This window comes from Bacterioplanoides pacificum (genome assembly GCF_042648445.1).
GTDB classification, from domain to species: Bacteria; Pseudomonadota; Gammaproteobacteria; order Pseudomonadales; family Oceanobacteraceae; genus Bacterioplanoides; species Bacterioplanoides pacificum.
Genome location: NZ_JBHRYB010000007.1, coordinates 24,660 through 49,454 on the forward strand (window position 1 = coordinate 24,660; position 24,795 = coordinate 49,454).

General features: G+C 53.8%; 27 protein-coding genes. 15 read left to right on the top strand and 12 right to left on the bottom strand.

Annotated features, from left to right (window positions below):
* Together ACFOMG_RS09640 and ACFOMG_RS09645 are read right to left on the bottom strand one after the other, a co-directional pair.
* Complete coding sequence (locus ACFOMG_RS09640) at window positions 1-1,191, bottom strand: type II toxin-antitoxin system HipA family toxin (RefSeq protein WP_376866289.1); 1,191 nt, start codon at window positions 1,189-1,191, stop codon at window positions 1-3.
* Between the two features lie 44 nt (window positions 1,192-1,235).
* Entirely contained in the window at window positions 1,236-1,484 is a 249-nt protein-coding gene (locus ACFOMG_RS09645) for a helix-turn-helix domain-containing protein (protein ID WP_376866290.1), read from the bottom strand.
* Window positions 1,485-1,903: 419 nt separating this feature from the next.
* On the opposite strand from ACFOMG_RS09645, the gene ACFOMG_RS09650 reads away from it, so the two are divergent.
* Window positions 1,904-2,800, top strand: coding sequence for an SDR family oxidoreductase (locus tag ACFOMG_RS09650; RefSeq protein ID WP_376866291.1), 897 nt, complete (start codon window positions 1,904-1,906; stop codon window positions 2,798-2,800).
* A 159-nt stretch (window positions 2,801-2,959) separates the two neighbouring features.
* On the top strand, window positions 2,960-3,247 hold the full coding sequence (locus ACFOMG_RS09655) for an acyl-CoA dehydrogenase family protein (RefSeq protein WP_376866293.1): 288 nt from the start codon (window positions 2,960-2,962) through the stop codon (window positions 3,245-3,247).
* Here the strand turns inward: ACFOMG_RS09655 and ACFOMG_RS09660 are convergent.
* Window positions 3,155-4,081 carry a patatin-like phospholipase family protein gene (locus ACFOMG_RS09660; protein ID WP_376866296.1) on the bottom strand — a complete coding sequence of 309 codons (927 nt, stop codon included), beginning with the start codon at window positions 4,079-4,081 and terminating at the stop codon, window positions 3,155-3,157. The genes ACFOMG_RS09655 and ACFOMG_RS09660 overlap by 93 nt on opposite strands.
* Before the next feature lie 332 nt (window positions 4,082-4,413).
* Here ACFOMG_RS09660 and ACFOMG_RS09665 point away from each other — a divergent pair, with 332 nt between their 5' ends.
* Both ACFOMG_RS09665 and ACFOMG_RS09670 read left to right on the top strand, forming a co-directional pair.
* Entirely contained in the window at window positions 4,414-5,397 is a 984-nt protein-coding gene (locus ACFOMG_RS09665) for a permease (RefSeq protein WP_376866297.1), read from the top strand.
* Window positions 5,378-5,656 (top strand): thioredoxin family protein, encoded by a 279-nt coding sequence (locus tag ACFOMG_RS09670; RefSeq protein WP_376866298.1) that lies wholly within the window; start codon window positions 5,378-5,380, stop codon window positions 5,654-5,656. The genes ACFOMG_RS09665 and ACFOMG_RS09670 overlap by 20 nt, the downstream gene beginning before the upstream one ends.
* Window positions 5,657-5,712: 56 nt before the next feature.
* Here the strand turns inward: ACFOMG_RS09670 and ACFOMG_RS09675 are convergent, their stop codons facing one another.
* Together ACFOMG_RS09675 and ACFOMG_RS09680 are read right to left on the bottom strand one after the other, a co-directional pair.
* A complete protein-coding gene (locus ACFOMG_RS09675; RefSeq protein WP_376866300.1) occupies window positions 5,713-5,961 on the bottom strand; it encodes a hypothetical protein in 249 nt (82 codons plus the stop codon).
* A gap of 241 nt (window positions 5,962-6,202) precedes the next feature.
* The gene (locus ACFOMG_RS09680; protein ID WP_376866302.1) at window positions 6,203-7,312 is read right to left on the bottom strand and encodes an NAD(P)/FAD-dependent oxidoreductase; all 1,110 of its coding nucleotides are present in this window, start codon (window positions 7,310-7,312) and stop codon (window positions 6,203-6,205) included.
* 75 nt (window positions 7,313-7,387) lie between these two features.
* Between ACFOMG_RS09680 and ACFOMG_RS09685 the strand changes: the two genes are divergently transcribed.
* A complete protein-coding gene (locus ACFOMG_RS09685) occupies window positions 7,388-8,914 on the top strand; it encodes an AbgT family transporter (RefSeq protein ID WP_376866303.1) in 1,527 nt (508 codons plus the stop codon).
* 13 nt (window positions 8,915-8,927) lie between these two features.
* On the opposite strand, the gene ACFOMG_RS09690 is transcribed toward ACFOMG_RS09685, so the two are convergent.
* Complete coding sequence (locus ACFOMG_RS09690) at window positions 8,928-9,941, bottom strand: putative solute-binding protein (protein WP_376866305.1); 1,014 nt, start codon at window positions 9,939-9,941, stop codon at window positions 8,928-8,930.
* Window positions 9,942-10,084: 143 nt separating this feature from the next.
* On the opposite strand from ACFOMG_RS09690, the gene ACFOMG_RS09695 reads away from it, so the two are divergent.
* The 8 genes from ACFOMG_RS09695 (at window position 10,085) to ACFOMG_RS09730 (ending at window position 16,463) form a co-directional block, all read left to right on the top strand.
* The gene (locus tag ACFOMG_RS09695; RefSeq protein WP_376866306.1) at window positions 10,085-10,291 is read left to right on the top strand and encodes a DUF2788 domain-containing protein; all 207 of its coding nucleotides are present in this window, start codon (window positions 10,085-10,087) and stop codon (window positions 10,289-10,291) included.
* A 104-nt stretch (window positions 10,292-10,395) separates the two neighbouring features.
* Window positions 10,396-10,905, top strand: a complete 510-nt coding sequence (locus ACFOMG_RS09700) for a hypothetical protein (RefSeq protein ID WP_376866308.1) — start codon at window positions 10,396-10,398, stop codon at window positions 10,903-10,905.
* A 54-nt stretch (window positions 10,906-10,959) separates the two neighbouring features.
* A complete protein-coding gene (locus ACFOMG_RS09705; protein WP_376866309.1) occupies window positions 10,960-11,217 on the top strand; it encodes a DUF4404 family protein in 258 nt (85 codons plus the stop codon).
* A 28-nt stretch (window positions 11,218-11,245) separates the two neighbouring features.
* Window positions 11,246-11,680: a CBS domain-containing protein gene (locus tag ACFOMG_RS09710; protein ID WP_376866310.1), complete on the top strand. Its 435-nt coding sequence runs from the start codon at window positions 11,246-11,248 to the stop codon at window positions 11,678-11,680.
* Between the two features lie 184 nt (window positions 11,681-11,864).
* Window positions 11,865-12,581, top strand: coding sequence for a helix-turn-helix domain-containing protein (locus ACFOMG_RS09715; RefSeq protein ID WP_376866311.1), 717 nt, complete (start codon window positions 11,865-11,867; stop codon window positions 12,579-12,581).
* Window positions 12,582-12,654: 73 nt separating this feature from the next.
* Window positions 12,655-13,815 carry a glycosyltransferase family 4 protein gene (locus ACFOMG_RS09720; RefSeq protein ID WP_376866313.1) on the top strand — a complete coding sequence of 387 codons (1,161 nt, stop codon included), beginning with the start codon at window positions 12,655-12,657 and terminating at the stop codon, window positions 13,813-13,815.
* A gap of 50 nt (window positions 13,816-13,865) precedes the next feature.
* The gene (locus ACFOMG_RS09725) at window positions 13,866-14,171 is read left to right on the top strand and encodes a hypothetical protein (RefSeq protein WP_376866314.1); all 306 of its coding nucleotides are present in this window, start codon (window positions 13,866-13,868) and stop codon (window positions 14,169-14,171) included.
* Window positions 14,172-14,252: 81 nt separating this feature from the next.
* Window positions 14,253-16,463: a CHASE2 domain-containing protein gene (locus ACFOMG_RS09730; RefSeq protein WP_376866316.1), complete on the top strand. Its 2,211-nt coding sequence runs from the start codon at window positions 14,253-14,255 to the stop codon at window positions 16,461-16,463.
* 2 nt (window positions 16,464-16,465) lie between these two features.
* Here ACFOMG_RS09730 and ACFOMG_RS09735 read toward each other — a convergent pair whose 3' ends face one another.
* Both ACFOMG_RS09735 and ACFOMG_RS09740 read right to left on the bottom strand, forming a co-directional pair.
* Window positions 16,466-17,998 carry a FecR family protein gene (locus ACFOMG_RS09735; RefSeq protein ID WP_376866318.1) on the bottom strand — a complete coding sequence of 511 codons (1,533 nt, stop codon included), beginning with the start codon at window positions 17,996-17,998 and terminating at the stop codon, window positions 16,466-16,468.
* 11 nt (window positions 17,999-18,009) lie between these two features.
* Window positions 18,010-19,362, bottom strand: a complete 1,353-nt coding sequence (locus tag ACFOMG_RS09740; RefSeq protein ID WP_376866319.1) for a surface lipoprotein assembly modifier — start codon at window positions 19,360-19,362, stop codon at window positions 18,010-18,012.
* Between the two features lies 1 nt (window position 19,363).
* Between ACFOMG_RS09740 and ACFOMG_RS09745 the strand changes: the two genes are divergently transcribed.
* Window positions 19,364-19,633 (top strand): hypothetical protein, encoded by a 270-nt coding sequence (locus tag ACFOMG_RS09745; RefSeq protein WP_376866320.1) that lies wholly within the window; start codon window positions 19,364-19,366, stop codon window positions 19,631-19,633.
* A 101-nt stretch (window positions 19,634-19,734) separates the two neighbouring features.
* Window positions 19,735-19,854 carry a cytochrome c oxidase subunit CcoM gene (ccoM, locus tag ACFOMG_RS09750; protein WP_376866321.1) on the top strand — a complete coding sequence of 40 codons (120 nt, stop codon included), beginning with the start codon at window positions 19,735-19,737 and terminating at the stop codon, window positions 19,852-19,854.
* 141 nt (window positions 19,855-19,995) lie between these two features.
* Here the strand turns inward: ccoM and ACFOMG_RS09755 are convergent, their stop codons facing one another.
* The 4 genes from ACFOMG_RS09755 to mrdA are packed head-to-tail and all read right to left on the bottom strand — an operon-like array spanning window position 19,996 to window position 24,795.
* The gene (locus tag ACFOMG_RS09755; RefSeq protein WP_376866323.1) at window positions 19,996-20,772 is read right to left on the bottom strand and encodes a septal ring lytic transglycosylase RlpA family protein; all 777 of its coding nucleotides are present in this window, start codon (window positions 20,770-20,772) and stop codon (window positions 19,996-19,998) included.
* The gene (gene mltB, locus ACFOMG_RS09760) at window positions 20,772-21,743 is read right to left on the bottom strand and encodes a lytic murein transglycosylase B (RefSeq protein WP_376866325.1); all 972 of its coding nucleotides are present in this window, start codon (window positions 21,741-21,743) and stop codon (window positions 20,772-20,774) included. Before mltB ends, ACFOMG_RS09755 begins: the two co-directional genes overlap by 1 nt.
* 44 nt (window positions 21,744-21,787) lie before the next feature.
* Entirely contained in the window at window positions 21,788-22,942 is a 1,155-nt protein-coding gene (gene rodA / locus ACFOMG_RS09765) for a rod shape-determining protein RodA (protein WP_376866326.1), read from the bottom strand.
* Window positions 22,942-24,795: a penicillin-binding protein 2 gene (gene mrdA / locus ACFOMG_RS09770; RefSeq protein WP_376866327.1), complete on the bottom strand. Its 1,854-nt coding sequence runs from the start codon at window positions 24,793-24,795 to the stop codon at window positions 22,942-22,944. Before mrdA ends, rodA begins: the two co-directional genes overlap by 1 nt.

Below are 24,795 nucleotides of genomic sequence, written 5' to 3' on the forward strand. Positions count from 1 at the left end.
TTAACTCTCAGCTGTCATCAGTTTCAGCAAATGCTCCAGCACACATTGCTGATCTTCAGTCATGGAATCCATTTCCAGTTGTTTGATGTGCTCGGCCGTCTTAGCCAGTGCGGTCAGGCATTCATCGTATAGTGTATTAGCTTGCTTCAGAGTCAGGCCGCAGCTGGTTACTCCGAAGTTAAGCAGATGTTTACGCGGCCACCATTTGCGACTGCCCATCATGGTCAGTGCCGACATATCGTTACGAACATAAGCGGTGGTGCTAACGACGTCATAAGCTGGAGCCAGCTGAACCTGTCGGTAATCCGGATATAAAATCCCGAAGTTTTTTAAATGTGCATCACCGTTTTGCAAACGCTGATTTATAACCATCAATTTAAAAAACTGCTGGAAACTGCGGGCTTTTAATGGCGGAGAAATAAAGGCATTCAGCGTTTTAGCCAGCTGTTCATAACTACCGCTGTATTTATCGTCGCGCTGGCGCGCCTGTAATACACACAAATCTTCAAACCCAAGTGCGCTGCCATCGTCCAGCAGATCAAAGCGTTTCATAATAAACAGCTTATTGTCATCCGACAGGTAAAATTCAGGCACATCAATTCCGGCATTTTTAATCGCTGTCATACACCAGAACTCGTTCAGTGCTAATTCGGGATATTCTGGCCCCCAGGCCTTAACAATATAGTCGTCCAGTTTTAACGTTGCTTTATTTAAAACCCGGGCCAAAACCTTGGGTTGAACGCCGCTGAGTGGAGATTTTAAAGCAAACTTTTGCACCAGCTCGTCAAATAACTGCTCACTGTTGGGGTGTATCAGGCTCTCCAGCGTGAGTGGTTCATCCTTTGTACTGCCTGCATCGTAATTCAGCCGACCTCGAATGCCGGGTGCCAGCAGTTGTAATAGACTCAGGTCATCCTGAGTTTGTCCTTTTTCATGTTGCAGCTTGCCAAAGTGGCGCTGAATCAGTGCCAGTAAATAACCTTCCGGCAGGTGCATTTCGAAGATGGGGAATAACTGAGAATGGCTGTAATCACGCTTCCGTGGTGGCATTGTTAACGACACCGCGTTGTTCAGAGAGGCTTCGCTGCTCTGATGCTCGTCAGTCTGATAGCGGAACACATAATTGTTCTCGTCACGGAATAATTCGCCAGCCGGTTGCTGATTAATGCAGACATTAAGTGAGTTATCCATGGTCCCGCTCCGGTTGTTTTGCTGACGTGTTTCTCTCGATGTGCTTACTTGTTGGTTTCTTCCCGGATTTGTTCAAACGTAGGGAAGGGCGATTTATCGACCACAGTCAGTTCCATGCCCAGGTAGTCCAGGATTTTTATGATCTTACGGATGCCAATGTCACCGCTACGACCTTTTTCTAAGCCACTTAACGTTGCACGCGAAAGTGCCAGATCATTAGACATCTGTTGTTGTGAGATACCTGCGGCAAGGCGCAGTTGCCGTATCTGTTGGCCCAGTTCAACTGTATTCATGATATCGCTTAAAGATACGATGGGTTTAACTCAGTTTGTATAAAATACTATACAAAATCAAGAAAACACATGTATTGTAAAGTATTTTGTACATTTCGAGGCGGTTAACCATTGTCGCTGGAAGGTGCTCTAGGCCTGATCTGCGCCAGCCCGATACTGCCCCGGTGTCTTCCCGGTGCAGCCATAATGCACACAGGCCACCGGCCGGTAACCCCGCCAGATTGCTTTCCCACGACACATAAGCGTTTACAGGCAGTAAGCCCAGTGCCAGGCTGCCGTGTGAAATCCATGTGTAGGCGCAAGTATATCGACTTATGCCGCTGAACACTTTTGTTAAACCGTGTCGGCGTTACGGCCACTTTCCTGCGGCGTTGCTGGTGGTAGGCTAGCCGTTCATAAAAATAACAGTGGTGTGTGTGATGACGGGTTATCAATCGGTATTTGCCCCGGGTTTATTTAACGATCAGGTGATTGTTATCACCGGCGGTGGCAGTGGTATTGGTCGCTGTACCGCTCATGAGCTGGCCAGCCTGGGTGCCACCGTGGTGCTGATGGGGCGTCGTGAGGAAAAGCTGCAGCAGGTGGTGGCAGAGATCGAAGCAGACAGCAAAGAAACCGGCTCCGGTGGCAAAGCGGACTTTCGTGTTGCCGATATTCGCGATGAAGAGCGTGTGGTGGAAGTGATTCAGAGCATTGTTGAGCAGCATAGCCGCATTCATGGCCTGGTGAATAACGCCGGTGGTCAGTTCCCGGCGCCGCTGGAAAAAATCAGTAAAAACGGTTTCCAGGCCGTTGTGGAAAACAATCTGGTTGGCGGTTTCCTGATGGCACGTGAAGTGTACAAAGCCACCATGCAGGAAAATGGAGGTTCGATTGTGAATATTACCGCCGACTGCAGCAATGGTTTCCCGGGGATGGGTCACACAGGTGCTGCCCGCGCCGGGATGGAAAACTTCACCAAAACCGCCGCCTGGGAATGGGGCCGTTATGGCGTACGGGTGAATGCGGTTGCTCCGGGTATTGTTGCTTCCAGCGGTTTAGCCACCTACGACCCGGCTACCCGTAAGCGTTTATTAAAAACCGGTGAAGCCATGCCGCTGCGTCGTTTATGTACCGAAGCCGAAGTCAGCTCGGCGATTGTTTTCCTGTTGAGCCCGGGCGCGGCCTTTATTACCGGTGATACTGTGCATATCGATGGTGGTGCACAGTTTGGTTCCAGCCATATGTATATGCCGTTGCCGCGTCCGGAAACCAACAATGTCGAGAGGTACGATGGTTTCCATCGCTCAAATCTTGATGAATTATCAGAAGAATAATCAGCCCTGGTTAATTCAGATAACTTTAAATCAAGCAGCTATAACTCGTTTATAGCTGCGGCACTTGTCGCTTAATTGTTGTGAATAACTGGAACCACGAACGGCTGGCACAGCATCAGGTAATTCGCCATAAGTTTGTGGAAATGATTCGCCAGCTGAATGCTTTTTACGCTTACCTGGATACCTGTATTACTCAGGTGGATAACGGCACGTACCTCAGATATTGCTCTGTTAAAAGTACAGGCGACCTTAACGGCAGAGTCGGTGTACCGCGAATGTCTGCAGATTTTAGGTGGCGCTGGTTATATCAGAGATTCCTTAAACATCCGGTTTGCGCCTGGCGGCAAGCTCCGGTCAGGCGGCAAACTGTTGCAGGAAATCCCGTCCGCTATTGAGCCCCAGCTGATAATCCTGCTGCAGCGCCTGACGCGGGCTGCCCACCAGTGAACTGGCCAGCGGCTGCGGTGGAAACAACTGCTGTATTTCAACATCAGCCGGTGGGTTCTGAATAAACGCCAGGTTGCGCTGGTAGCTGTCTTCATGATGGGTAATCAGATCCAGTATTTTCGGGCAATAATGCATACTGCAAAACAGGGCTTTCAGTTTATGGGCCCAGGGCGATACCAGGCTGGTATCTTCTGCCACGGTTCTTAACACGGTAATTTTTCTGGCGCCGCGGTTGTAGGCTTCTTCCACCGGCAGTGGAGCCGACAATCCACCATCCACATACTGGTGTTCACCAATTTTAACGCCACCTTTATACAATACCGGCAGGGCGCTGGACGCTTTTAACATCGCCAGCCAGTTGTGCTGATCGGGTGAAAAAAACTCCGCCCGGCGGTTATCACTGCGGGTGGCAGAAAAATATAACTGACGTTGCTGCAAGCGCGAATGACCGCGGTTGATATCCAGTTGGCTGGCGGAGCTGTTTAACTGATCAAAGTACCAATCCAGATCCACTGCGTGTTTACCAATCAACGAGCGTTGCCATTTAAAAAACTGCGGCTGAGAGGAAAACTCGGTAATCGCATTCAGGCCAAAACCCGGTTGGCAGGTCATATAGCTCGACAGGTTCTGAGCCCCGGCGGAAGTGCCAATCAGGATTTCGAATGGATTAAACCCGGCAGCCATCCAGGCGTCCAGAATGCCGGCAGTAAAGACACCCCGCTGGCCACCACCTTCCGCCACCAGAGCGGTACGTGGCAATGGTGTTTCCGGCCCGCAGTGATGGCAGGGGGACTGAGATGTTTTTGCAGTTGCCTGATGAGATGCCTGAGTCATAGTGGTGTGGCCAGCGGTTAAATCAACGCTAATCAGCTTACGCTTCAGGCTGCATCAGCAGAAATTACAAATTTAAACCGGCGTTATAGTTTTTGCTGATGGTCTGCTTTCAGTAACTGCCATGTGATATCCGCCGGGCTGGCCTGAGGCGGGTAATCATTTCAGGCATAACAGTTAGTGCCGCGAATGTCTTAATAATGAAGGCTTGGGATGTATAATTTACCGCGATCACAATGGCTTATCAGGCGTGTCTTGCATTAATTAATGTCTGTGCATCTTTTGCAGAGCTTATTCGTGTTTATATTCAGAGACTACAGAATTGAGGTAACACCATGTTGCACTGGTTTACTGATCTGGCCAGCTGGCTGACGTTCACCGTGCTGGCGCTGGAGCCGGATACCCGGCTGGCATCCGGGGTGCACTTTTTTATTGAAGACAGCAGTAAAATTCTGGTGTTACTGATGGTACTGATTTATATCATTGCTCTGATGCGGGCCAGTTTAAACCCGGAACGGGTCAGGGCTTATTTGCAGGGTAAAGGCCGCTACAGTGGTTATCTGCTGGGTTCTTTGTTTGGTGCGGTAACGCCGTTTTGTTCCTGTAGCTCGATTCCGTTGTTTATGGGATTTGTGTCTGCCCGCATTCCATTGGGGGTGACCATGGCATTTCTGCTGACTTCGCCGATGATTAATGAAGTGGCCATTGTCCTGCTGAGTTCGCTGCTGGGTTTGAAGTTCACCCTGCTCTATCTGTCGGTGGGTTTATTAACCGGCATTATCGGTGGCTGGCTGATTGATGCGCTGAAAGCCGAGCGCTGGCTGGTGGTGTTTTTAGCCAAGCAATATGAACAGGGCGATCAGGCTGCTCAGCTTATTTATGAGTCCCCCCGGCTGGACATCCGGCAACGCCATCAGTTTGCCTGGCAGGAAACCCGTGAAATTTTTCAGCGTATCTGGAAGTGGGTGTTTATTGGTGTTGGGATTGGCGCCTTTATTCATGGTTTTGTGCCGCAGCAGTGGTTTCAGCAATATCTGGCAGACGGACAATGGTGGTCGGTGCCGCTGGCCGCGCTGATGGCTATTCCAGTGTATGTGAATGCAACGTCTGTTATTCCGATTATGGAAAGCCTGTTGCTTAAAGGTCTGCCCCTCGGTACCACGCTGGCATTTTGTATGAGTGCTGTGGCCGTGAGCCTGCCGGAATTTATGATGCTTAAACAGGTGATGAAATTTAAATTACTGGCCTTGATTGCCGCCTATTTGTTAGTGGCATTCTGTCTGGTTGGCTGGCTGTTTAATGCCGTTAACGTTTTATGATGCAGCTTTTGGAAGAGGAAAAATGATGAAGCAAATTAATGTTTATGGTTCTGGTTGTAAAAACTGTGTCACCACTGCGGAGCGCCTGGAGCAGGTGGCTAAAGAGCTGGGCCTGGCTGTTAGCGTGACTAAAGTGACGGACCTGGAAGCGATTATGACCGCAGGGGTGATGAGTACGCCGGCGGTAGGGGTTGATGGTGTTTTAAAACATTCCGGTTCGGTGCCCACTGAGGAGCAGATAAAAAAGATGCTGGAATAACGGTGATGATGAATCTGCCAGCGCGATAAAACAGGCCGGATTGCTCCGGCCGATTATTACAAGGCGAAATGGTAACCGGCCTGGGCTAATATCAGCCGGGTAAGCTTCAGTTCGGTTTCACTGAAGGTTTTAATTTCATAACAATGTTCACATAACACCGGGCTGCGCAATTTCAGCTGCTGCAGGCTGACGTCTGTGTCCTGATGGCAATGGTCGCAGTTAATCGGAATCATCACCTGATCGGATAAGATGGTGCTCACGGTCTGATGTTCCTGATCCTGCCTGGCACGAAGTGCTTGAGTCATAGTGCTCCCTTTCACACAGAGTGTATTTAACAACTGTTCTCAGAATAGCAGGCTCTGCCATTGCCCTTGTGTCGTATCAGGGCCTTCTTGTGAACTTTTGTATAACCTTCTGGGTTAGTGAGTGTTCGATCAGATTACAGTGTAGCTCCGACGTAACATTTCTGCACACGTGGTCGATTACAACCTGTAAAATCGTTATAAGCTTCTGATTATTATGACTATTTTCCGTCAAATGACGCTGTTATTCGCGGCTAACTGAGCGTTCTGCCCACTCGGCAAGCGCCAGTGATGCGGTTAATCCGGGGCTTTCAATACCAAATAAATGCAGTGACTTTTGTGCCTGATCAAGCCGCAAGCAAAAGTCCGTGGCGGACTGGCTGGCGTTATGCAATTTGGGGCGGATGCCGGCGTAGTCGGGCTGTAACTGCTGTTCGTCGAGGGCGGGAAAATAACGCCGGATTGCACTGGCAAATTTGTCACGTAATTGCGGCCTGACCTGGTAACTCAGATCATCTGATGCCAGGTATTCGGTATCCGGGCCAAACTTTACCTGGCCGCCCAGATCGAGGGTGGCATGAATGCCCAGGCCGGTGAGGTTCTTTTCCGGCAGAGGGTAAATCAGGTGGCGAAAAGGGCTGCGGCCGCTGTAGCTGAAATAATGCCCGCGGCAGGGGTATAAGTCGGGAATGTGTGTGGCGGCCAGACCACTGGCTGCGGCTACCTGCTGAGCCTGCAGGCCGGCACAGTTAATCAGCCAGCGGGCACTGGTGGTAAAGGGTCCATCACTGGTGTGCAGGGCTATTTGCCAGGCAGGGTCGTGATTGGTTTGCTGCGCCGCTAAAAAACGCGTCTGGCGCATTACTAAAGCACCTTGTTGTTCAGCCTGGTGTGTCAGTGCCTGCATGTAGCTGTGGCTGTCGATAATGCCGGTGGTGGGGGAATATAAGGCTTCACTGGCTCTGACCGCGGGCTCCTGTTGCTGCAGTTGCTGCTGGTTCCAGCGCTGTAGCGGAATTCCCAGTTGTTGTGCTTTGTGTTGCAGCTGGTCCAGCGCCGGGTCATTAGGTTGCTGGGCCACAATCAGCTTACCAATCGGGCGGTGTGGAATCTGATAACGCTGGCAGAAGTCGTATAACAGGTGTTTGCCGCGCAGACACAGGCTTTCTTTAAGTGATCCCGGCGCATAATACAGCCCGGCGTGAATCACTTCGCTGTTGCGGCTGCTGGTTTCACTGCCAAGCAGATCGTGTTGTTCTGTTAATAACACACTGCCCAGCGAACTCAGCTGGCGGGCGATCGCCAGGCCGACCACGCCACCACCAATAATGCAGAAATCAAAATCGCTGCTCATCTTTCGTTTTTCCCGCTGAGTGATACTGTACAGACATCGTGTTTAACCGGGCCATTGTAGCGCAACGGGAGTCGTATGGATCAGTACAGTTTCTGGCAGCAGTTTTCGCAACGGATTGAGCGCTGGGGGAATCGTTTACCAGCACCTGTGGTGCTGTTTATTGGCCTGTGGTTTCTGGTAGTGGTGGTTTCAACCCTGGCGGCCTGGCTGGGCTGGCAGGTGGAACATCCGGCCACTGCCGAGCTGGTCAGTGCCCGGCCACTGTTCAGTGAAGACGGTGTGGTGTGGATGTTGTCGGCGGCGGTTAACAATTTCACCGGATTTGCGCCGGTCGGGCCGGTGATTGTGGTGATGCTGGGGCTGGGCATTGCAGAGCGCAGCGGCATGCTGGCCAGCTGGTTGCAGCAACTGATGCGTCATCTGCCGGGGGTCGGTCTGACTCTGGCGGTGGTGTTAACCGGCATTTTATCGAGTCTGGCTTTTGATGCCGGTTACGTGGTGGTGATTCCGCTCAGTGCGGTGTTATTTCAGCTCGCCGGGCGCTCGCCACTGGCGGGTATTGCGGCGTCGTTCGCGGCCGTTTCCGGGGGCTACAGTGCCAACCTGATGATGGGGCCGGTGGATGCCATTCTGGCGGGTATCAGCAGCGAAAGCGCGCAGTTGATTGATCCTCAGCGGCAGGTCACTCTGGCAGCTAATTATTATTTTATGGCCGCTTCCACGGTGTTTATTACGCTGCTGATCAGCCTGGTGTTACACCGCTGGGTGGAGCCGGGCCTGCCGCCGGCAAATGCCGACGGCACGGCTTCGTCTTCTGTGTCAGTCGCGACGGGTGGCGCAGAATCGGCTGTGCCGGCGTCGCCTGGCGGGTTGCTGTCGCCTGCGGTCGTTTCGGCCCTGACGGCGTTGCTGCTGACACTGTTATTGCTGGCCAGTGCTCTGTGGCCAGCGGGCTGGCTGGCCGGAGACGGGGGTTTTCTGCAATCGCCGCTGATGCGTAATCTGAGTGTGCTGGTCGGGCTGGTGTTTGCTGTCAGCGGCTGGCTGTTTGGTCGCCTCACTGGCCGTTATCACAACAGTCATGCGCTGGTGGAGGATCTGGAACAAACCATCCGCACGCTGGCGCCTTATTTGGTACTGATGTTTTTTGCAGCTCAGTTTGTGAATGCCTTTGGCTGGAGCCGGTTAGGCTTGCTGGTGGCAGTCCAGGGAGCGGCGTTATTACAATGGCTGGCATTGCCCCAGGCGCTGACGCTGGTGATGTTAATTGTGCTGGTCGGGCTGATTAATCTGTTGCTGGGCAGCGCTTCGGCCAAGTGGTCGTTACTGGCACCTGTGCTGGTGCCTATGTTGATGCTGGCCGGTATCGCTCCGGAAGTGACCCAGGTGGCTTACCGGGTCGGGGATTCCAGCACCAACATTATTACGCCTCTGATGCCGTATTTTCCTTTGGTTCTGGCGCTGCTGCAGAAATACCGCCAGGATGCCGGTGTTGGTACTCTGCTGGCGATGATGGTGCCGTTTTCATTGGTGATGCTGGTGGGCTGGAGCGCTTTTCTGGCTGTCTGGCTGGTGTTGGGTATCCCGCTGGGGCCGGGCTAAGGCCCCGCAGCGCTCAGCCTTCTTTTCGTTCAGCACATTCATAATGGGAAGGATCGCTGCGGCAGCGCAGCTTAAACATCAGCTTCATCATGGTTTTGTCGTATACCCCGGCGGCCGTCAGCGTCAGGCGGATCTGGCGCAACATCTCTTTGTATTCGGTTTCTTTACCGGCCGGCAGATCAAGCCAGTATTGCTCGGGAATACCGGCTTCGGCATCGCGGATATGCTGCAGTGCTTTGTCAAAGTTGTTATAGGCAAACTCACGGCTTTTCTGACCAAAGCCTGCGGGAAATTTCTGATGCCGAATTACCATCTGAAAGTTCATCTGTGCCATCGAAAAACGGTAGATTCCGCCTTGCTGGCCTAATCCCTTGTACATTTCAAACGGCTGATAGGCGACCGCCGGGGCATAGGCGATATCCACGTCACCATTGTTAAAGCGCGGCGCAAAGGTGGCGACGCTGGAGGGCACCATAGTCGCCCCGACGTGTTCCACCACATGGACGGAAGCCTGATCGTAATCGAGGGTGGCGATGCGTTTGCCTGCTGCGGCCTCGATGGAGTTAATCTGATTGTCACGCACAAAAATATACACCGCTCCCCCTGGCAGGATGGCGGCAACTTCATATTCCCCTTCGACCAGGTAACGGCTGGCTTTGGGTTTGGCTAACATGCCGAGTAACTGTTGCATCTGCTGGTAGTCACTGAGGCCTCCAAGCGCTTCGATACTGGCCGTAAAGCTGTTGTAGGGCCGTACCCGGGTGCCGGTAACGCCCATGGCATCACAGTGGCCGGCCTGGAAATCGGCGACCGCCACCGCTTCGTTGGTATAGGCTTTGAGCTCCAGATTTGCCCCCCAGGTTAACGCCTGGGTCTGGTAATCAAGCATGGCGGAATAAATCGGGCCACGGGCGCCGACCGGGTCAAAAACACAGAAAATTTGTTTCGGTTGCTGGTGGTCAGCGCTTTGCCCGGCACTGACCAGAGTGGTGCTCAGACACAGAAATAGGGTGAGCCAGATGCGCATATAGTCATCCTTTGGTGAGTATGTTGTTGTTATTGATTGGCCAGCATCATACCGCCTGCGTGGTGCCAATAGCAAAGCTCTGTTACCAGAGCCATCACAGGAGTACACTACGCGCCGTCTGATTCTTCCTGAGTAGTGAAATTATGAATGCAGAACAGTTCGAAACCTGGGCATTACGTATTGGTCTGACGCTGTTGATCTCTTTTATGGCGTTTATTATTTACGATCTGGGCCGTCGTTCGAATGCCGGGAAGTTTGGTCAGTTTATTTTGTTTATTGGCCTGTTTGTCGGCGTGGCGGGTTTCCTGATCAAGCTGGTGCTGGAGCAGTTTCTCAGCGACGTTATCTGAGCCGATAGCACAACAGACAGGAAGTTAGTGGCCATCTGGCCAAAAACACTTTGACTCAGGCTCTGAAGTCTTAGTAACGTGGAAAAAAACAACAGGGAGTTGTTATGGGTGCTATCAGTCGGCTGGAGGTTGTGCCATATCCGGGAGGAGTGCCGGTTCCGGATAGTCTGGCAGGGCATGGCCAGGTGTTTATCAATAATCTGCCTGGTGCGGCGTCGCACTCCGGGACGGGAGTTTTTTCGCCTGAGTTGCAGCAGTTAATCGGTACCACGATGCCGCTGGTCGACGATCTCAGTCAGCATCACCATATTCAGCACCGCCCGGTGCAATTGTTTTATGCCAACCCGTCTGAAAGTCTGATTCACAATACCCAGAAGTTACTCAAATTGTTGCAGTGGTTGCAGGGCAGCGATCATATTCTGGTGCCGTTTTCGACCAATCACAGTCTGATTTTTCATACTCTGCGTCAGGTGGTGCCTTGTGCCCGGGGGATGCAGCTGGAAGACGTCAGCCTGTTTTATATCGGCGCTGCTGCCAACCGTAATCCGTTACAGGCAATCAGCTCCAGCTGTGATATGGCGTTCTATTTTCTGCATAACCCTGATCTGGATTAGCCTTCTTTCGTGTCAGGTTGCTAAACTGGAGGGATACTCAGAAGGAGAAGTAACATGCCCCGGGAATCCCTGAAACAACAGTTACAACAACTGCACGATACCCTGCAGCAGCATCCGCAGCTGGATGATGAAAGCCGTGAATTATTGCAATCTATCGCCGGTGATATCGCAGGTCAGACGGAAGCGGGTCAGGCTGATGAAGCACTGACCGAACAGTTGCAGCAGCAGGCGATTCGTTTTGAGCAGGACCATCCAACACTGGCCGGTGTGTTGCGCCAGATCGTTGATACTCTGGGCCGCATCGGAGTCTGATCGGTCAAAACCATCTCAGGAGAGTGATATGCGTCATATGCCAACGGTGGGGGAGATCATGACGGCCTTCCCGGTTCATGTGGAAGAGTCTGTGCCCTTGTCTCAGGCTGCGGACCTGATGAAAGAACACGATTGTCATCACCTGCCCGTGATGTCTGGCCATAAAGTGATCGGTTTATTGAGCAGTGAAGATATCAAGCTGGCACGTCAGCCCGGCCATACCACGGCTGAACTGACCGATCTGACCGCTGGTGATATGTGCCAGCAACAGATCAAACAAATTGATTTGCATACCCGGCTGGATGTGGTGCTGGAAGGTATGGCTGACCAGGGGGTGGATGCGGTGCTGGTGCTGAAGCAGGATCGCCTCGCCGGTATTCTCACCAGCCTGGATGCCTGTCGTGGGTTTTCTTTGTGGCTTAAAAAAGAATACCTGCCGGATGATGATCCGGGAATTGCCTGAAATATGCACCGCGGTGGTTCGTCATCGTGGTCTCCGTGCCAGAAAATAGCGCATCCAGGATGCGCTTTTTTGTGTCCGTTGATAATGGCCGCAGCAAAATCCGCATAACTGCGGCTTCTGCTTTTCTGGTACGGAGTTTGCGATAGCCAGTTGAAACAAGGTCCTCAGGGGTTAAGGAGCTGGTATGCATAAAGTGGCAGATATTCAGGATTATCGTTCGGTAGCTCATGCCGGACACTTTGCGGGAAACGCCGGACGGGAACTGGCAGAGCAGGATGTGTTTCAGGGGCTGACCCGTATTCTGGAGCAGCGTCAACAGGACGACGACAGCATTCAGGCCATTTTAACCCTGTTGTGTGATGTCTCCGGTTTGCAGAATGTATCGCTGGCTGTGCCTGAGTCTCCCAGCCGTTTCAAAGCACAGTTCTGTTCGACCGGGGTCAATAACGGTGTGTACAGCTTTGCCGTGCAACATGCGTTGTGTCGTCAGTTTGAGTCGCGTGAATGGCTGGTGATCCGGGATGGCCAGGAACGTGCTGACGCCTTTGTACCCCAACACTCTCTGTTATCCGGGCAGGAGCGTTGTTTATTGTTGCCACTGACGTTACGTCAGGCGGTCCTGGCAGTGCTGGTGGTCGATTTACGTCATTGTGAACACACACCGGATCTGAATCTGCTGCAGTTTATCGGTGCGCAAATTGCGCAGTTGCTGGTGACTCAGGTGGTGCCAAACTTCCGGACCCTGTACGCCCGTCCTTATCAGCGGGTTCAGGGCGATGAGTTGGATGATATTCATGCAGCCATTGAAAAGTGTAATGGCAATAAAACCATGGCAGCGAAGGTGTTGGGGCTGACGCCACGGCAGTTACGCTATCGGCTGACCAAGCTGGCACAGGACTGAGCGCGGGCCGTTTCATTAAAGTGTCATCATCTGCGGGGCACACTGAGTCGATGAGACTGAGAGATTCCCGTTTATGGCGCCGATACGCATCAGCATAGTCACTGAAACTTACGTCCCTGACGTTAATGGTGTGGCTAATTCATTACGACAGCTGATCCGGGCGCTGGATCCCCAGCGTTACCAGATTCAGATTATCCGTACCCGGCCGAAGAGTGACTGGACGGCGGAACATGAAGAAGTCTGGCTGCCCGGGCTGACCATTCCGATGTACCCGGATCTGCAGATCGGTCTGCCGGCGAGCCGGCGTATTCGTCAGGCCTGGCAGTCGTTCCGTCCGCAGCTGGTGTTTATCGCCACCGAGGGACCGCTGGGAAATTCGGCGCTGAAAGCCGCACGTCGTCAGGGGTTGCCGGTTCTCAGTGCCTTTCATACCAATTTTCATCGTTACAGCAGTTATTACGGCCTGGGCTGGGTTAAAAGTCTGACGCTGTCCTGGCTGCGGCGTTTCCATAATCGTACGCTGGGCACGCTGGTGCCATCGCCGGAAAGTGCCGGCTTTTTGTCCCGTTCGGGCTTCGATAACGTTCATGTTTTGCCGCACGGCGTGGATTGTGAATTGTTTCAGCCGCAGCGCCGTTGTCAGTCGTTGCGGCAGCAATGGCGGGTGCAGCCGGATCAGCCGGTGGCGCTGTATGTCGGGCGTATTGCGGCAGAAAAAAATATCCCCCAGGTGATCGTCACTTTACGGGCGTTACAGCAACAACAGCCACGGCTGAAGCTGGTGATGGTGGGTGATGGCCCGATGCGTGCAGAACTGGAGCAGCAACATCCGGATATTCTGTTTGCCGGGGTTCAGACCGGGGCAGCGCTGGCGCGTTATTACGCCTCTGCCGATCTGTTTATTTTTGCCAGCATGACCGAAACCTTTGGCCTGGTCACCCTGGAGGCACTGGCCAGTGGTCTGCCGGTGGTGGCCTACGATATGGCGGCTGCCGCTCAGTATGTGCGGCCGGGGATTGATGGTTACCTGGCACAGGAAAACTGCGGCGATGACTTTACCTGGGCGGCGCAGCAGTTATTGCAGCTGGATCGGATTGAGGCCGGTAAAGCGGCCCGGGAAACGGCAGAAAAGGCCAGCTGGGAGGCCGTGGCACAGCAGTTCGACCAGCATGTACGCAGCGCCCTGACACAACCCTGCGGTAAAATCCGGCCTCATCTTCAAACTATGGTATGAGGTTTGCTTTCCTTAATAACAGGGCACCAAGTTATTAAGGAGATGAGTCTGTGGAATTTAATCGCCGGAGCATTGCTATCCTGCAAAAGATCAAACGCCTCGCCAAAGATGAACAGGGCTGCGACATTCACTACGACTCGCCAACGCTGGAGCACGAACTGCGGACTCTGGTGCAGAGTGGTGTCAGCCCGCAGCTGCTGGCGCTGATAGAAGCATTTTTACCGACTCAGGAACCAACCACCGCGCTGACCACGGAACCGCGGCGTTATCGTGGCGCCCAGCAACTGGTCGATGATGCTGAGCGTACGGCAAAACGCAGTCAGCGGGTGTATCGAGGCCAGGTGGTGATGGCCTGATTCCGTGTTCAGTGGCGTGCGACACCGTGGTGCGCCTGTGGTAATGTTTGCCCAATCCAGGGACGTTTTTAAGGCGACGTTATGCGGTGGGGAGGTATTCCACGCTCACGCTTGTCAGCCATCTTAGGGGTGGCGCTGACAGCGTATCTGATTGTTCTCAGCTTGCAGGTTAACCAGAACAGCAGCCATTGGCTGAACCGGCTGGAGTTTCTGTTGTATGACCTGCGTTTTAACTGGTCACTGCAGTGGCAGCCGCGCCAGCCCGGTGAACAACCGATTGTTATTGTTGATATTGATGAAGCGTCGCTGGCAGCCCAGGGGCGCTGGCCCTGGAGTCGTCATACGCTGGCGCAGCTGGTGCAGAAATTCAGTGACAGTGGTGTGGTTGTGGCGGCGTTTGATGTGGTGTTTTCTGAGCCGGAACGAAATCCGGTGGATGAAATCCGTCAGCATCTGCCGGCGAATAACGCCTGGTTATCTGCCCAGCTGCATCAGCAGGTGGATGCCGACCGGCATTTTGCCGCCATTATGCCGGCCACCGATGTGGTGCTTGGCTTTTTGTTTCTGGAGCAGGATGACGTCACCGTGGGTCAGCTGCCGCCAGCTGTGTATCAGCTGACGGAAGAACAACAACAAACGCTGGTGATGATCACCAAATCGGCCTACGCCGCTAATCTGCCACAACTGCAGCAGGCCGCTGCCGGTGGGGGTTTTGTCACTACTTTTGCCGACCCGGATGGTGCCATCCGCCGTTCCCCGCTGGTTATCCGTTATGGTTCTCAGGTTTACCCGTCGTTATCGCTGGCCACGGTTATGACCTATCTGTTTGATCAGCAGTTGCAGCTGGAAACGGCCAGGGTCGGCAGTGTTGATGTGTTACGCCGGGTGGGGCTGAAAGATCAGATGGCCCGGACAGATGGTTCCGGGCGGGTGATTGTGCCGTATCGCGGGCGGCAAAAAACCTATCGTTACTATTCAGCCACGGATGTACTCAGTGGTGAAGTGGCGGCGGAGCAACTGGAAGGCGCCATTGTTCTGGTGGGCGCTTCCGCACTGGGGCTGGCAGATTTACGGGCAACACCGGTTGGCAGCCAGTACCCGGGGGTGGAAGTACACGCCAATATCATCGATACCCTGTTGCACGGCGAATTTCCATACCGGCCGGAATGGCAGGCGGGCGCTACCCTGGCGCAGCTGTTATTGCTGGGGATGTTATTGTCGTTATGGTTGCCACGGCTGGGGCCGGTGGCGGCGATTATCAGCAGCAGCGCCACGGTATTGCTGGCGCTGGCCGGTAATTTTTACCTGTGGCATTACCATCATCTGGATCTGCCGCTGGCGACCATTGTGCTGCTGATTGTGGGCTTAACCATGCTCAATCTGGGGTACGGTTTTTTACGCGAAAATGCCAGCCGGCGATTGCTGAAAGTGATGTTCGATCAGTATGTGCCACCAGCCCATATCGACCGTATGATGGCTGACCCACAGGCGTATCAGTTTGCCGGGGAACATAAACAGCTGACGGTATTGTTCAGTGATATTCGTGGCTTTACCCGGATTTCCGAATCGTTATCGGCATCGGAGTTAAAAGCATTTCTGAACAGTTATTTTACTCCTATTACCAAAGTGATCTTTGATAACGAAGGCACCATTGATAAATACGTTGGTGATATGGTGATGGCTTTCTGGGGAGCGCCGCTGGAAGATCCGCGTCATGCCTACCACGCGGTGTTTACGGCGCTGGAAATGCAAAAACTGACACGCCGCCTGCAACAGCAGTTTATCCGCCAGGGTCTGCCGCCGGTGGCGGTTGGGGTTGGGGTAAATAGCGGGCCGATGAACGTTGGTGATATGGGATCGTCCTACCGGCGTGCGTATACCGTATTAGGGGATGCGGTGAATCTGGGCTCGCGGCTGGAAAGCCTGACCAAATACTATGGTGTTGATATTCTGGTTGGTGAACAGACCCGGCAGCAGGCACCGGAATTTGTGTATCGTTACATCGATCGTATTCAGGTAAAAGGTAAAGAACAGCCGGTTGAGGTGTATGAGCCGTTGTGTCTGCTGGCAGAGCAGCAGGCCGGACTGAGGCTGCAGTTACAGCGTTATGAGGCAGCGCTGGTGTGCTACCGCCAGCAACAGTGGGCGCAGGCGCGCCAGGCGTTTGATCAGCTGATTGAGCAGTACCCGCAGCAGGCGGTGTATCGCTTATACCGCCAGCGCATTGATGATCTGTGTGAGGCCGGACTGGGCGCTGACTGGGATGGCGTTTTTCGCCATACCGTTAAATAGCGTCAGCGTTGTGGTTCCGGGTTGTCGCTGGTGGGCAGTCCGGAATCAATCCGCCCCGGCCAGGCGAACAACCCGGCGGCGCTGTTGTCGAGCTGATCGATCAGCTGAAAACCGCCGGCAAAACCGGGAACTGAGCCAGGTTCCTGTGGCGCGACCAGGATGCCTGTGATCGTACTCTGATCCAGATTCAGTGTGGCTTCGCCATGGTTGCCACCAGTGATCTGAAAATCAGAACCGCTGCTGTTAAGCTGACCGGCAAAGCGGGCATACCAATAGTCGTCACCATAGGCGGCTGTGAGATTACCATCGTTCACCCGGCCATTGGCCAGGTTAACGTCGAAGCCGCCGAACACCGTCAGATCATTCACGGCTTCACCATTAATCAGGCCGGGCTGCGCACCACCTTCGCTATAAAAAGACAGGCTGCCGTTGATGCCAAATACATCCAGGCTACTGGCCGGGTTGGCGGTTAACCATAACAGCGGCTCATGAATTTCGTTGATTAGCTGGCCCTCGCTGTTGTACTGGCGAATCGGCTGTTCGGCAGAACCGTTCCAGATGCCCCAGTTGACATTCGCCACTGCAGGTGGCGTGACGCTGGGGTCTGCGGGGCCATCAAAGCGGGTCAGAGTCAGGCCGGACAGCTGCTGCTGGGTAAAGACCGGCTGTTCACTGCCATCGTACATCACACCACCGGGCTGATTGCCTGCTGAGCTGATCAACTGACCATATTGCAGGCTGTCCATCTGGCCATTGCCGATCAGAGTGGTTTGTGTGGCAGCGTCGGGTTCTTTGTCGATCGGGTTGGGCAGCGGCTGTGGCAAGTGGCTGGCGCCGTCGCTGTTATCCAGCGCCGGCGTGGCGGGTTCGGCCAGGGCTGATTGTTTGTCCTGTGCTTTTTCCGCTGTCAGTGGTGTGGCGGCCGTGCTGGCTGTTTCCAGCTGTGCGGGTGGGGTCAGTAATCCTTCAAAGCCGGTACCGGTGAAACGGCCAAAGTCGTAATCGGCCCCGTCCCCCAGAGAGGTGGAACCCTGAGGGCCATCCAGTTGGATGCCGCCGTTCCAGACACCGGCTAATAACTCGCGGTTACTGAACCAGACGCTGTACATAGTGCCGCGAATACCAATGCTGCCTACCGGGGTTTCGACTTTGTAGGCTTCTTTATTGCCTTTGCCGATCGTGCCGGTCAGGGTGCGGAAGCCACCTTCCACCAGTTTCATCAGAATATCGCCGTCATCCTGCTGATCCGGGTCCGGCTGGCGGTAGGAACGAATACTGAGTTCGGAGTTTGCTTTTAACGCCAGCAGACCTTTATCGATAAAACGAATCTGCAGCCGGCTATCATCGCCGGTGAGGATAGTGTCGCTATCGTACACCGGGTCGCGGCGTGACAGCGGCCGTTGCTGTCCCTGGTCATCGCGGGCGATAACGTCGCCTTTGACCATAATCACATGGCCGGCCACGGCAATAGCATGTGTCTGGCTGCACAGCAGCACCAGGCAAGCGGTGTTCAGCCAGAAAAAAAAGCGTGTCATATCAGGCCTCCTTAAAACACCAGAGTCAGTCCGCATTCGATCAGGTTGCGGTCATACTGGTAAATGTCGATGTTGCTCTGGTTTGTCATATAGGTCAGCTGGCCATACAGGCTCAGTTCGTTTGTCAGCTGGCGGGATGCCCCCAATACGGCCTGCAGCAGAGTTTCACGCCGCTTTTTGCCATTAACCAGCACATTGTCGTGATCGCTGTGCTGAAACATCATCTGCCGCCATTGCCCTAAAGCGTAAGCACTGGCGTGTTGAGACAACAGGTACTGGCCGCTGAGGTTGATGCCAAGGCTGTTTTTCGCCAGCGGGCTGTTGGGCGCCGAATCGCTGGCCAGCATTATACCCGCCTGACCGGCAAACACAGCACTGGCGTATTCGAAGCCGCTATTGATTTCTGCCTGGGTGGCATCCAGGTCGTCGTTCAGCTTGTTGTCCTGTTCACGAATTTCCAGTTTGCTGCTGAACTGCAGATCCGCCCGGGTAAGGTATTTCCAGCTCAGGTTCAGTGCCGGTGTCAGTTGCAGGGTTTTGTCATCCAGCCAGTAGTGCTGGTAAGCGGCTCCGAGGCGCCATTGATGGCGGCCGCGGATCAGCTGCATGCCGCCATCAGCGTAGATGGCGTTCAGGTCGTAATCATCATTGCGGGCGTTGGCTTTACGCTGGCCACTGAGATGCAGGTCGAAGCCACTGCGTTTGCTGACCGGCCGGCGGTAGAGGGTGCTGGCGTTGAGCTTGTAAAAACCACTGCCACTGGCAGTCTGATCTTTGTTTAAGCGCACTTTGCGCTCGGCACCGGCTAGCAGGATGTCGATTTCATTGAGGTCGGTGGAAGAGTTGATATTGGAATCGTAACCCGCGCCATAGCTGAGGCTGGTGTTCCAGTGGCTGCGGTATGTCAGCCGTTGCTCGGCGATGCGATCGAGGAATGCGTCGATAGTAGTGCGTACGCTGGCCGGTGGCTGGCTGCTGAGTACCAGCCTGAATTCCCGTTCGGCATTGTCCAGCTGGCTGAGAAAATAATAACAACGGGCCAGTTCCAGGCGATAACGAACCACGTCCGGATAATGGTTGCTGAGGCGCTCGAAGACAAATAAGGCTTCGTGAAATAATCCCGACTGTGCGGCGCTCAGGCCGTAATAGAAATCAAAATCTGGATCACCTTCTGCCTGATCCAGATGTTGTTGCGCCAGTTGCAGCGCCTGCTGGTAACGCTGTTGTTCAATCAGCTGCTGTAACTGTGGCATAAGCGGCAAAACCGCCGGGTTGTCATTGGTCTGGGCCTGCAGCACTGGGCTGCTGATCAAAGTCGTCAGGCTGAGCAGGCACACAAAACAGATGCCGGGTCCTTTCGCCATAATGGAGTCCTTAACAAGTGCGCAATGCGCCGGAAAGCAGAGCGATACCGATAGTTTGCCTTGGTTTGCCAGAAATGCCAGTGCCGGTAGGGGTTGGTATGGCTTTTTGCCGATAATTTCCGCTTTTGTCGCGTATTGGGCTGATTATCGGGCTGCTGATAATTTTTATATCAGCAAGGAATGCACCAATCCCTTTCTTAAAATGTGGTTATTTGACCTGTATCAAGCTTGGTTTCGCCCTTCGGACTGGGCGGAAAATCTCTTGATATGAGTCAACTCCGGTTGTTCTGGCGTTGCTACATTGACGGCATAGCAACTGAGCTGGCGCGGTCGCTGGCCTGAGCCGATAACAACTTGAGAGAGGTGAGCGCTATGTTTATGGATGAAGTGGTATTTGCAGGTCTGGCCATTGTAACTCTGACTTGTGCCTTCTTTATAGGTGTATACGTAGCCGTTAAAAAAGACATGAAAAAGCACGGCACCGGTGAATAACACCAGCCGCTGCTGAACTGTTTTCAGCTTTGTTCCGCGCAGTGGCAAAGCTGGGATGATCGTTTCCGATTTCTGCGCTGAGTACCTTGCCTCCGGGCCTGATCCTTGTGGTCATGGCCCTTTTTTTGTGCTCGTCGGGCGTTAGAGCTGATGTCTGGCTAATAACAGTGGCTGACCTAAGTTCAGCTGTTGCAGTTGCTGCAGCAGTTGTTGCAGGGGGTCACCTTCCTCTACCGGGCCAATCCGCACTTTATGCAGGGCCGGCTGGTGGCCGGTTTCCGGGGCTGTAACGGTTACCGGCCAGCGCTTTGCCAGTTGCTGCTGCAAACGCTGTTGCAGCTTGGCCGCAGCGCTTGGGTCTGATAAGGCGCCTACCTGAACCCAACGCTCGGTTTTGTTTTTCGGCGGGTGTAATACTTCCACCCGGACCGCCGCGGTGCCTTGTTTATGAATGCCGAGTTTCACAGCTGCGGCATAAGACAAATCAATGATACGGCCGTCGTGGAACGGCCCGCGGTCGTTGACTCTGACCACTACCGATTGCTGGTTATCCAGCCGTGTAACCCGTACATAGCTAGGCAACGGCAGGGTTTTATGGGCGGCGGTAAACTGGTAAACGTCATACACCTCACCGTTTGAAGTGCGATGACCGTGGAATTTCATGCCGTACCAGGAAGCCAGGCCTTCTTCGCGGTAATCATCGGCTTGTCGCATAACCTGATATTCTTTGCCAAGCACGGTGTAACGCGCCGGGTTTCCCATCACGCTGCGGGCTTCGGCTTTTGGTTGTGGTTCCGGCAGAGCATGGATATCGGCGATCGCCGGTGGTGTGAAATCCTGATGATGCTGATAGCGTGAGGTACTGCAGCCGACCAGCAGTACCATCATCAGGGTAACCAGACCATAGCGGCGTACCATCAGTCGGCCAGCTCGCGGCTGAGCTGATACACCGCCATGGCGTACAACCGGCTGTGGTTGTAACGGGTGATAACGTAGAAGTTATATTCTCCGAGCCAGAATTCAGCGCCGTGTTCGCCTTGCAGCTGCATCAGCGTAGCTGGTTTGTCATCGGCGATGGCCTCGGTGGGTTTCACTCCCAGCGCTTTTAATTCCGCCGCACTCCATTTGGGTTTGCGGCTGTCGTTAACCACATCCTGGTACTGATCGCCGGATACCCGGACCCGCTGAACCACAGGTTCTCCCTGACGCCAGCCATGACGTTTGAAGTAGTTGGCGACGCTGGCGATGGCATCGGCCGGGTTTTGCCACAAATCACGTTTGCCATCGTTGTCACCGTCGACGGCATACATCAGGTAACTGGTCGGAATAAACTGCCCATAGCCCATGGCGCCGGCATAGGAACCTTTGATCTTGGCCGGATCCAGTTGTTCTTTTTCTGCCAGCGAAAAGAAGGCTTTTAATTCGCGCCAGAATAATGGCCGTTTGGGGTAATCGAACGCCAGTGTGGCGAGGGAATCAAGCACCCGGTAACGTCCCTGGCGCTGACCGTAGAATGTTTCGACACCAATAATGGCAGCGATGACTTCTTTATCAACACCGTATTTTTCTTCAGCGGCTGCGAGTAAATCCTGATATTTTTTCAGGAATTCACGGCCTTGCTCAATGCGTTGTTTGGTGAGAAAAATCTGCCGGTATTCGTGCCACTCTTTACTGCGCTCGGCCGGACGTTGAATGGCCTCCAGTACTGAGTCGAGTTTTTCTGCCTGGGCCAGCCAGCTTTTGGCTTCGCTGGCCGGGATCTGGTATTCGGCTTCAAGTTGTTGGGCAAATTCTTCGAAGCGTGGATGTTTGTCGTAGGCTGCCTGGGCGCTGGGGAGAGACACACCCATAAACGCAATAACGCCAGCAGCGATACCTGATAAACGCATAATGTAATTCCTGTTTTCTCCGCGGTACTTCAGTACCCGGCCCTTTAGGGGCTCTGGTTTTTTCTGTGAGTATTCATCGACATCAGAATACCAAACGCAGTCATCAGACTGACCACGGAAGTACCGCCGTAACTCACCAGCGGTAAGGGTACGCCGACCACTGGCAGGATGCCACTGACCATACCAATATTTACGAACACGTAGATAAAAAAGGTCACTGACAAACTGCCGGCTAATAAACGCCCGAACAGGGTTTCACAACGGTTGGATAAATACAGGCAGCGCATAATAATCAGGCAATACAGCGTCAGCAGAATTAATACGCCAATTAATCCCAGCTCTTCTGCCAGCACGGCAATAATAAAGTCGGTGTGGCTTTCGGGTAAAAACTCCAGTTGTGACTGGGTTCCCTGCATAAAACCTTTACCTTCAATACCTCCGGAACCAATGGCTGTCTTCGACTGAATAATATTCCAGCCGGAGCCGAGCGGATCACTTTCCGGGTTGAGGAAGGTTAATACCCGTTGCTTCTGGTATTCGCGCATCACAAAAAACCACATCAGCGGGGCGCTGGCTGCGACGATACCAATCATAGAAAAAATCAGCCACCAGGGAATTCCGGCAAAAAATAACACCAGAAAACCCGACGCGCTGATCAGAATCGAGGTGCCGAGATCGGGTTGTTTTAAGATCAGCACGGTCGGCAGGGCGATGATCAGCATCGCTTTGGCCAGATCGAATAAACGCGGTGGTACCGGCCGCTTGGCCATGTACCAGGCGACGGTCAGCGGTAATGCCAGTTTAACCAGTTCTGACGGCTGGAAGCGGGGCAGTCCGGGCAACTCCAGCCAGCGCTGTGCACCTTTGGCGCCGACACCGGCAACCAAAACCCCAATCAGCGCCAGTAACCCGGCGCTGTAGGCCCAGGGTGCCAGGCGCTGGTAAATACGCGGTGGCACCTGAGCGGCAATAAACAGCATGATAAAACCGATACCAAAATGTATCGCCTGGCGTTTGACCATGCCCCAGCTCTGGCCGCTGGCGCTGTATAACAATAATAAGCCGCCGCCAGCCAGCGCCAGTAATAACAAGAACAACACCAGATCGACGTGAATACTGGCAAACCAGGCGCGGCTGCGGCTGAAGCCATGCTGAGGGCCGGCTTCGTTCATGGTGCGGGAAAAGTCAGTGGATGCCATCAGCCTTCCGCGCCTCCGAGGTATTCATTGATAATGCTTTGCGCTATCGGCCCGGCAGTACGACCGGCCGACTCTCCGTTTTCGATGACCACGGCAATCGCAATTTCCGGCTTCTCTACCGGCGCAAAAGCAATAAATAAGGCGTGGTCGCGTAACCGCTCCTGCAGCGCTTCAGAATCGTATTCTTCGTTTTGTTTGATGCCCACCACCTGAGCGGTGCCGCTTTTACCGGCAATCGGGTATTTCAGTCTGGCACGCAGTCGTCTTGCCGTTCCCCAGGGGCTGCTGATCACTTTTTCCATGGCGCGGAACATACGATCCCAGTGTTGTTCGTTCTGCAGCTTAATGTCCGGGATATCCGGGTGTGGAACGGTATCCAGCTCATTGTTATGGGCGTAAATCAGCCGTGGAGTGACCCATTTTCCACGGTTAGCTAACACCGCGGTGGCGGTGGCCAGTTGTAATGGTGTAGCCAGCATATATCCCTGGCCAATACCGAGGTTGACGGTGTCACCGGCATACCAGAATGAACCGTTATGAGCGCGCTTCCAGTCCCGGGTCGGCAACAGGCCAGTTAAGGTATTGTTAACGTCCAGGGTCATATCGCGGCCAAAACCAAACTGCGCCAGAAACGGCGACAGCGTATCAATGCCGGTGCGTACGGCGGTTTCATAAAAATAGGTATCACACGACTGTACGATGGCGGTTTCCATATTAACCAGTCCGTGGCCACGGCGTTTCCAGTCGCGGTAAACCCGTTTGTCATTGGGTAACTGGTACCAGCCGGGGTCGTGGATCTGTTCATCCCAGCTGGTGATGTTGGCATCCAGCATCGCCAGCCCGACAAACGGTTTAAGGGTGGAAGCCGGCGGATATTGACCGCGCCGGGTGCGGTCGAACAGCGGCAGGTCCGGATTATTACGCAGGGAAGAGTAGTCTTTATGGGAAATGCCGGTGACAAACAGGTTGGGGTCGTAACTCGGGTTACTGTACAGGCTGATAATGCCACCACTGGCGATGTCGATGGCAACCAGGGCGCCACGGTAGCCCTGCATTTCTTTTTCCGCCAGCTTTTGCAGACGGGTGTCCAGTTGCAGGGTGATATCGTCACCGGGCACCGGGTCGGTTTGTTCAATTACCCGTAAAATGCGGCCGCGGGCGTTGGTTTCTACTTTCTGATAACCCACCTGCCCGTGCAGGTCGCGTTCATAACGGCGCTCGATACCAATTTTGCCAATGTAGCGGCTGGCGCTGTACTGGCGTTTGGTATCTTCATCTTCATCCAGTTTTTGTTGTTCTTTCTGGTTAATCCGGGCGACATACCCCAATACGTGAGCAAAGGTGTCTCCCTGCGGGTAATGGCGTACCAGTCGTGCTTCGACATCGACGCCCGGCAGGAAGGAGCGGTTCACCTGAATGCGGGCAATTTCGTCTTCGCTCAGCTTATGGCGCAATACCACGGGTTCAAACGGACGACGGCGGTATTTACGGCGTTTTTCAAATTGCTCGCGGTGACGTTCCGATATGCCGATCAGCTGATCGAGGTAGGCGATGGTTTGTTCCAGATCGCGTACCCGCTCCGGCACCAGAGTCAGGCTGTAGGCGGGGACGTTTTCAGCCAGTAATACACCGTTACGGTCGTAGATCAGCCCGCGGTTGGGGGCAATGGGTTTCAGCTGGATGCGATTGTTTTCTGACAGGTCGCGATATTTTTCATGCAGGTCGATCTGCAGGTACATCATGCGCCAGGCCAGGCCACATAACATCAGAAAGATGATGCTGCCGAGAACAATGGTACGGTTTCGGAAAATGGATTTTTCGGCCGATGTGTCTCTGAACGACTGCTCCCACAT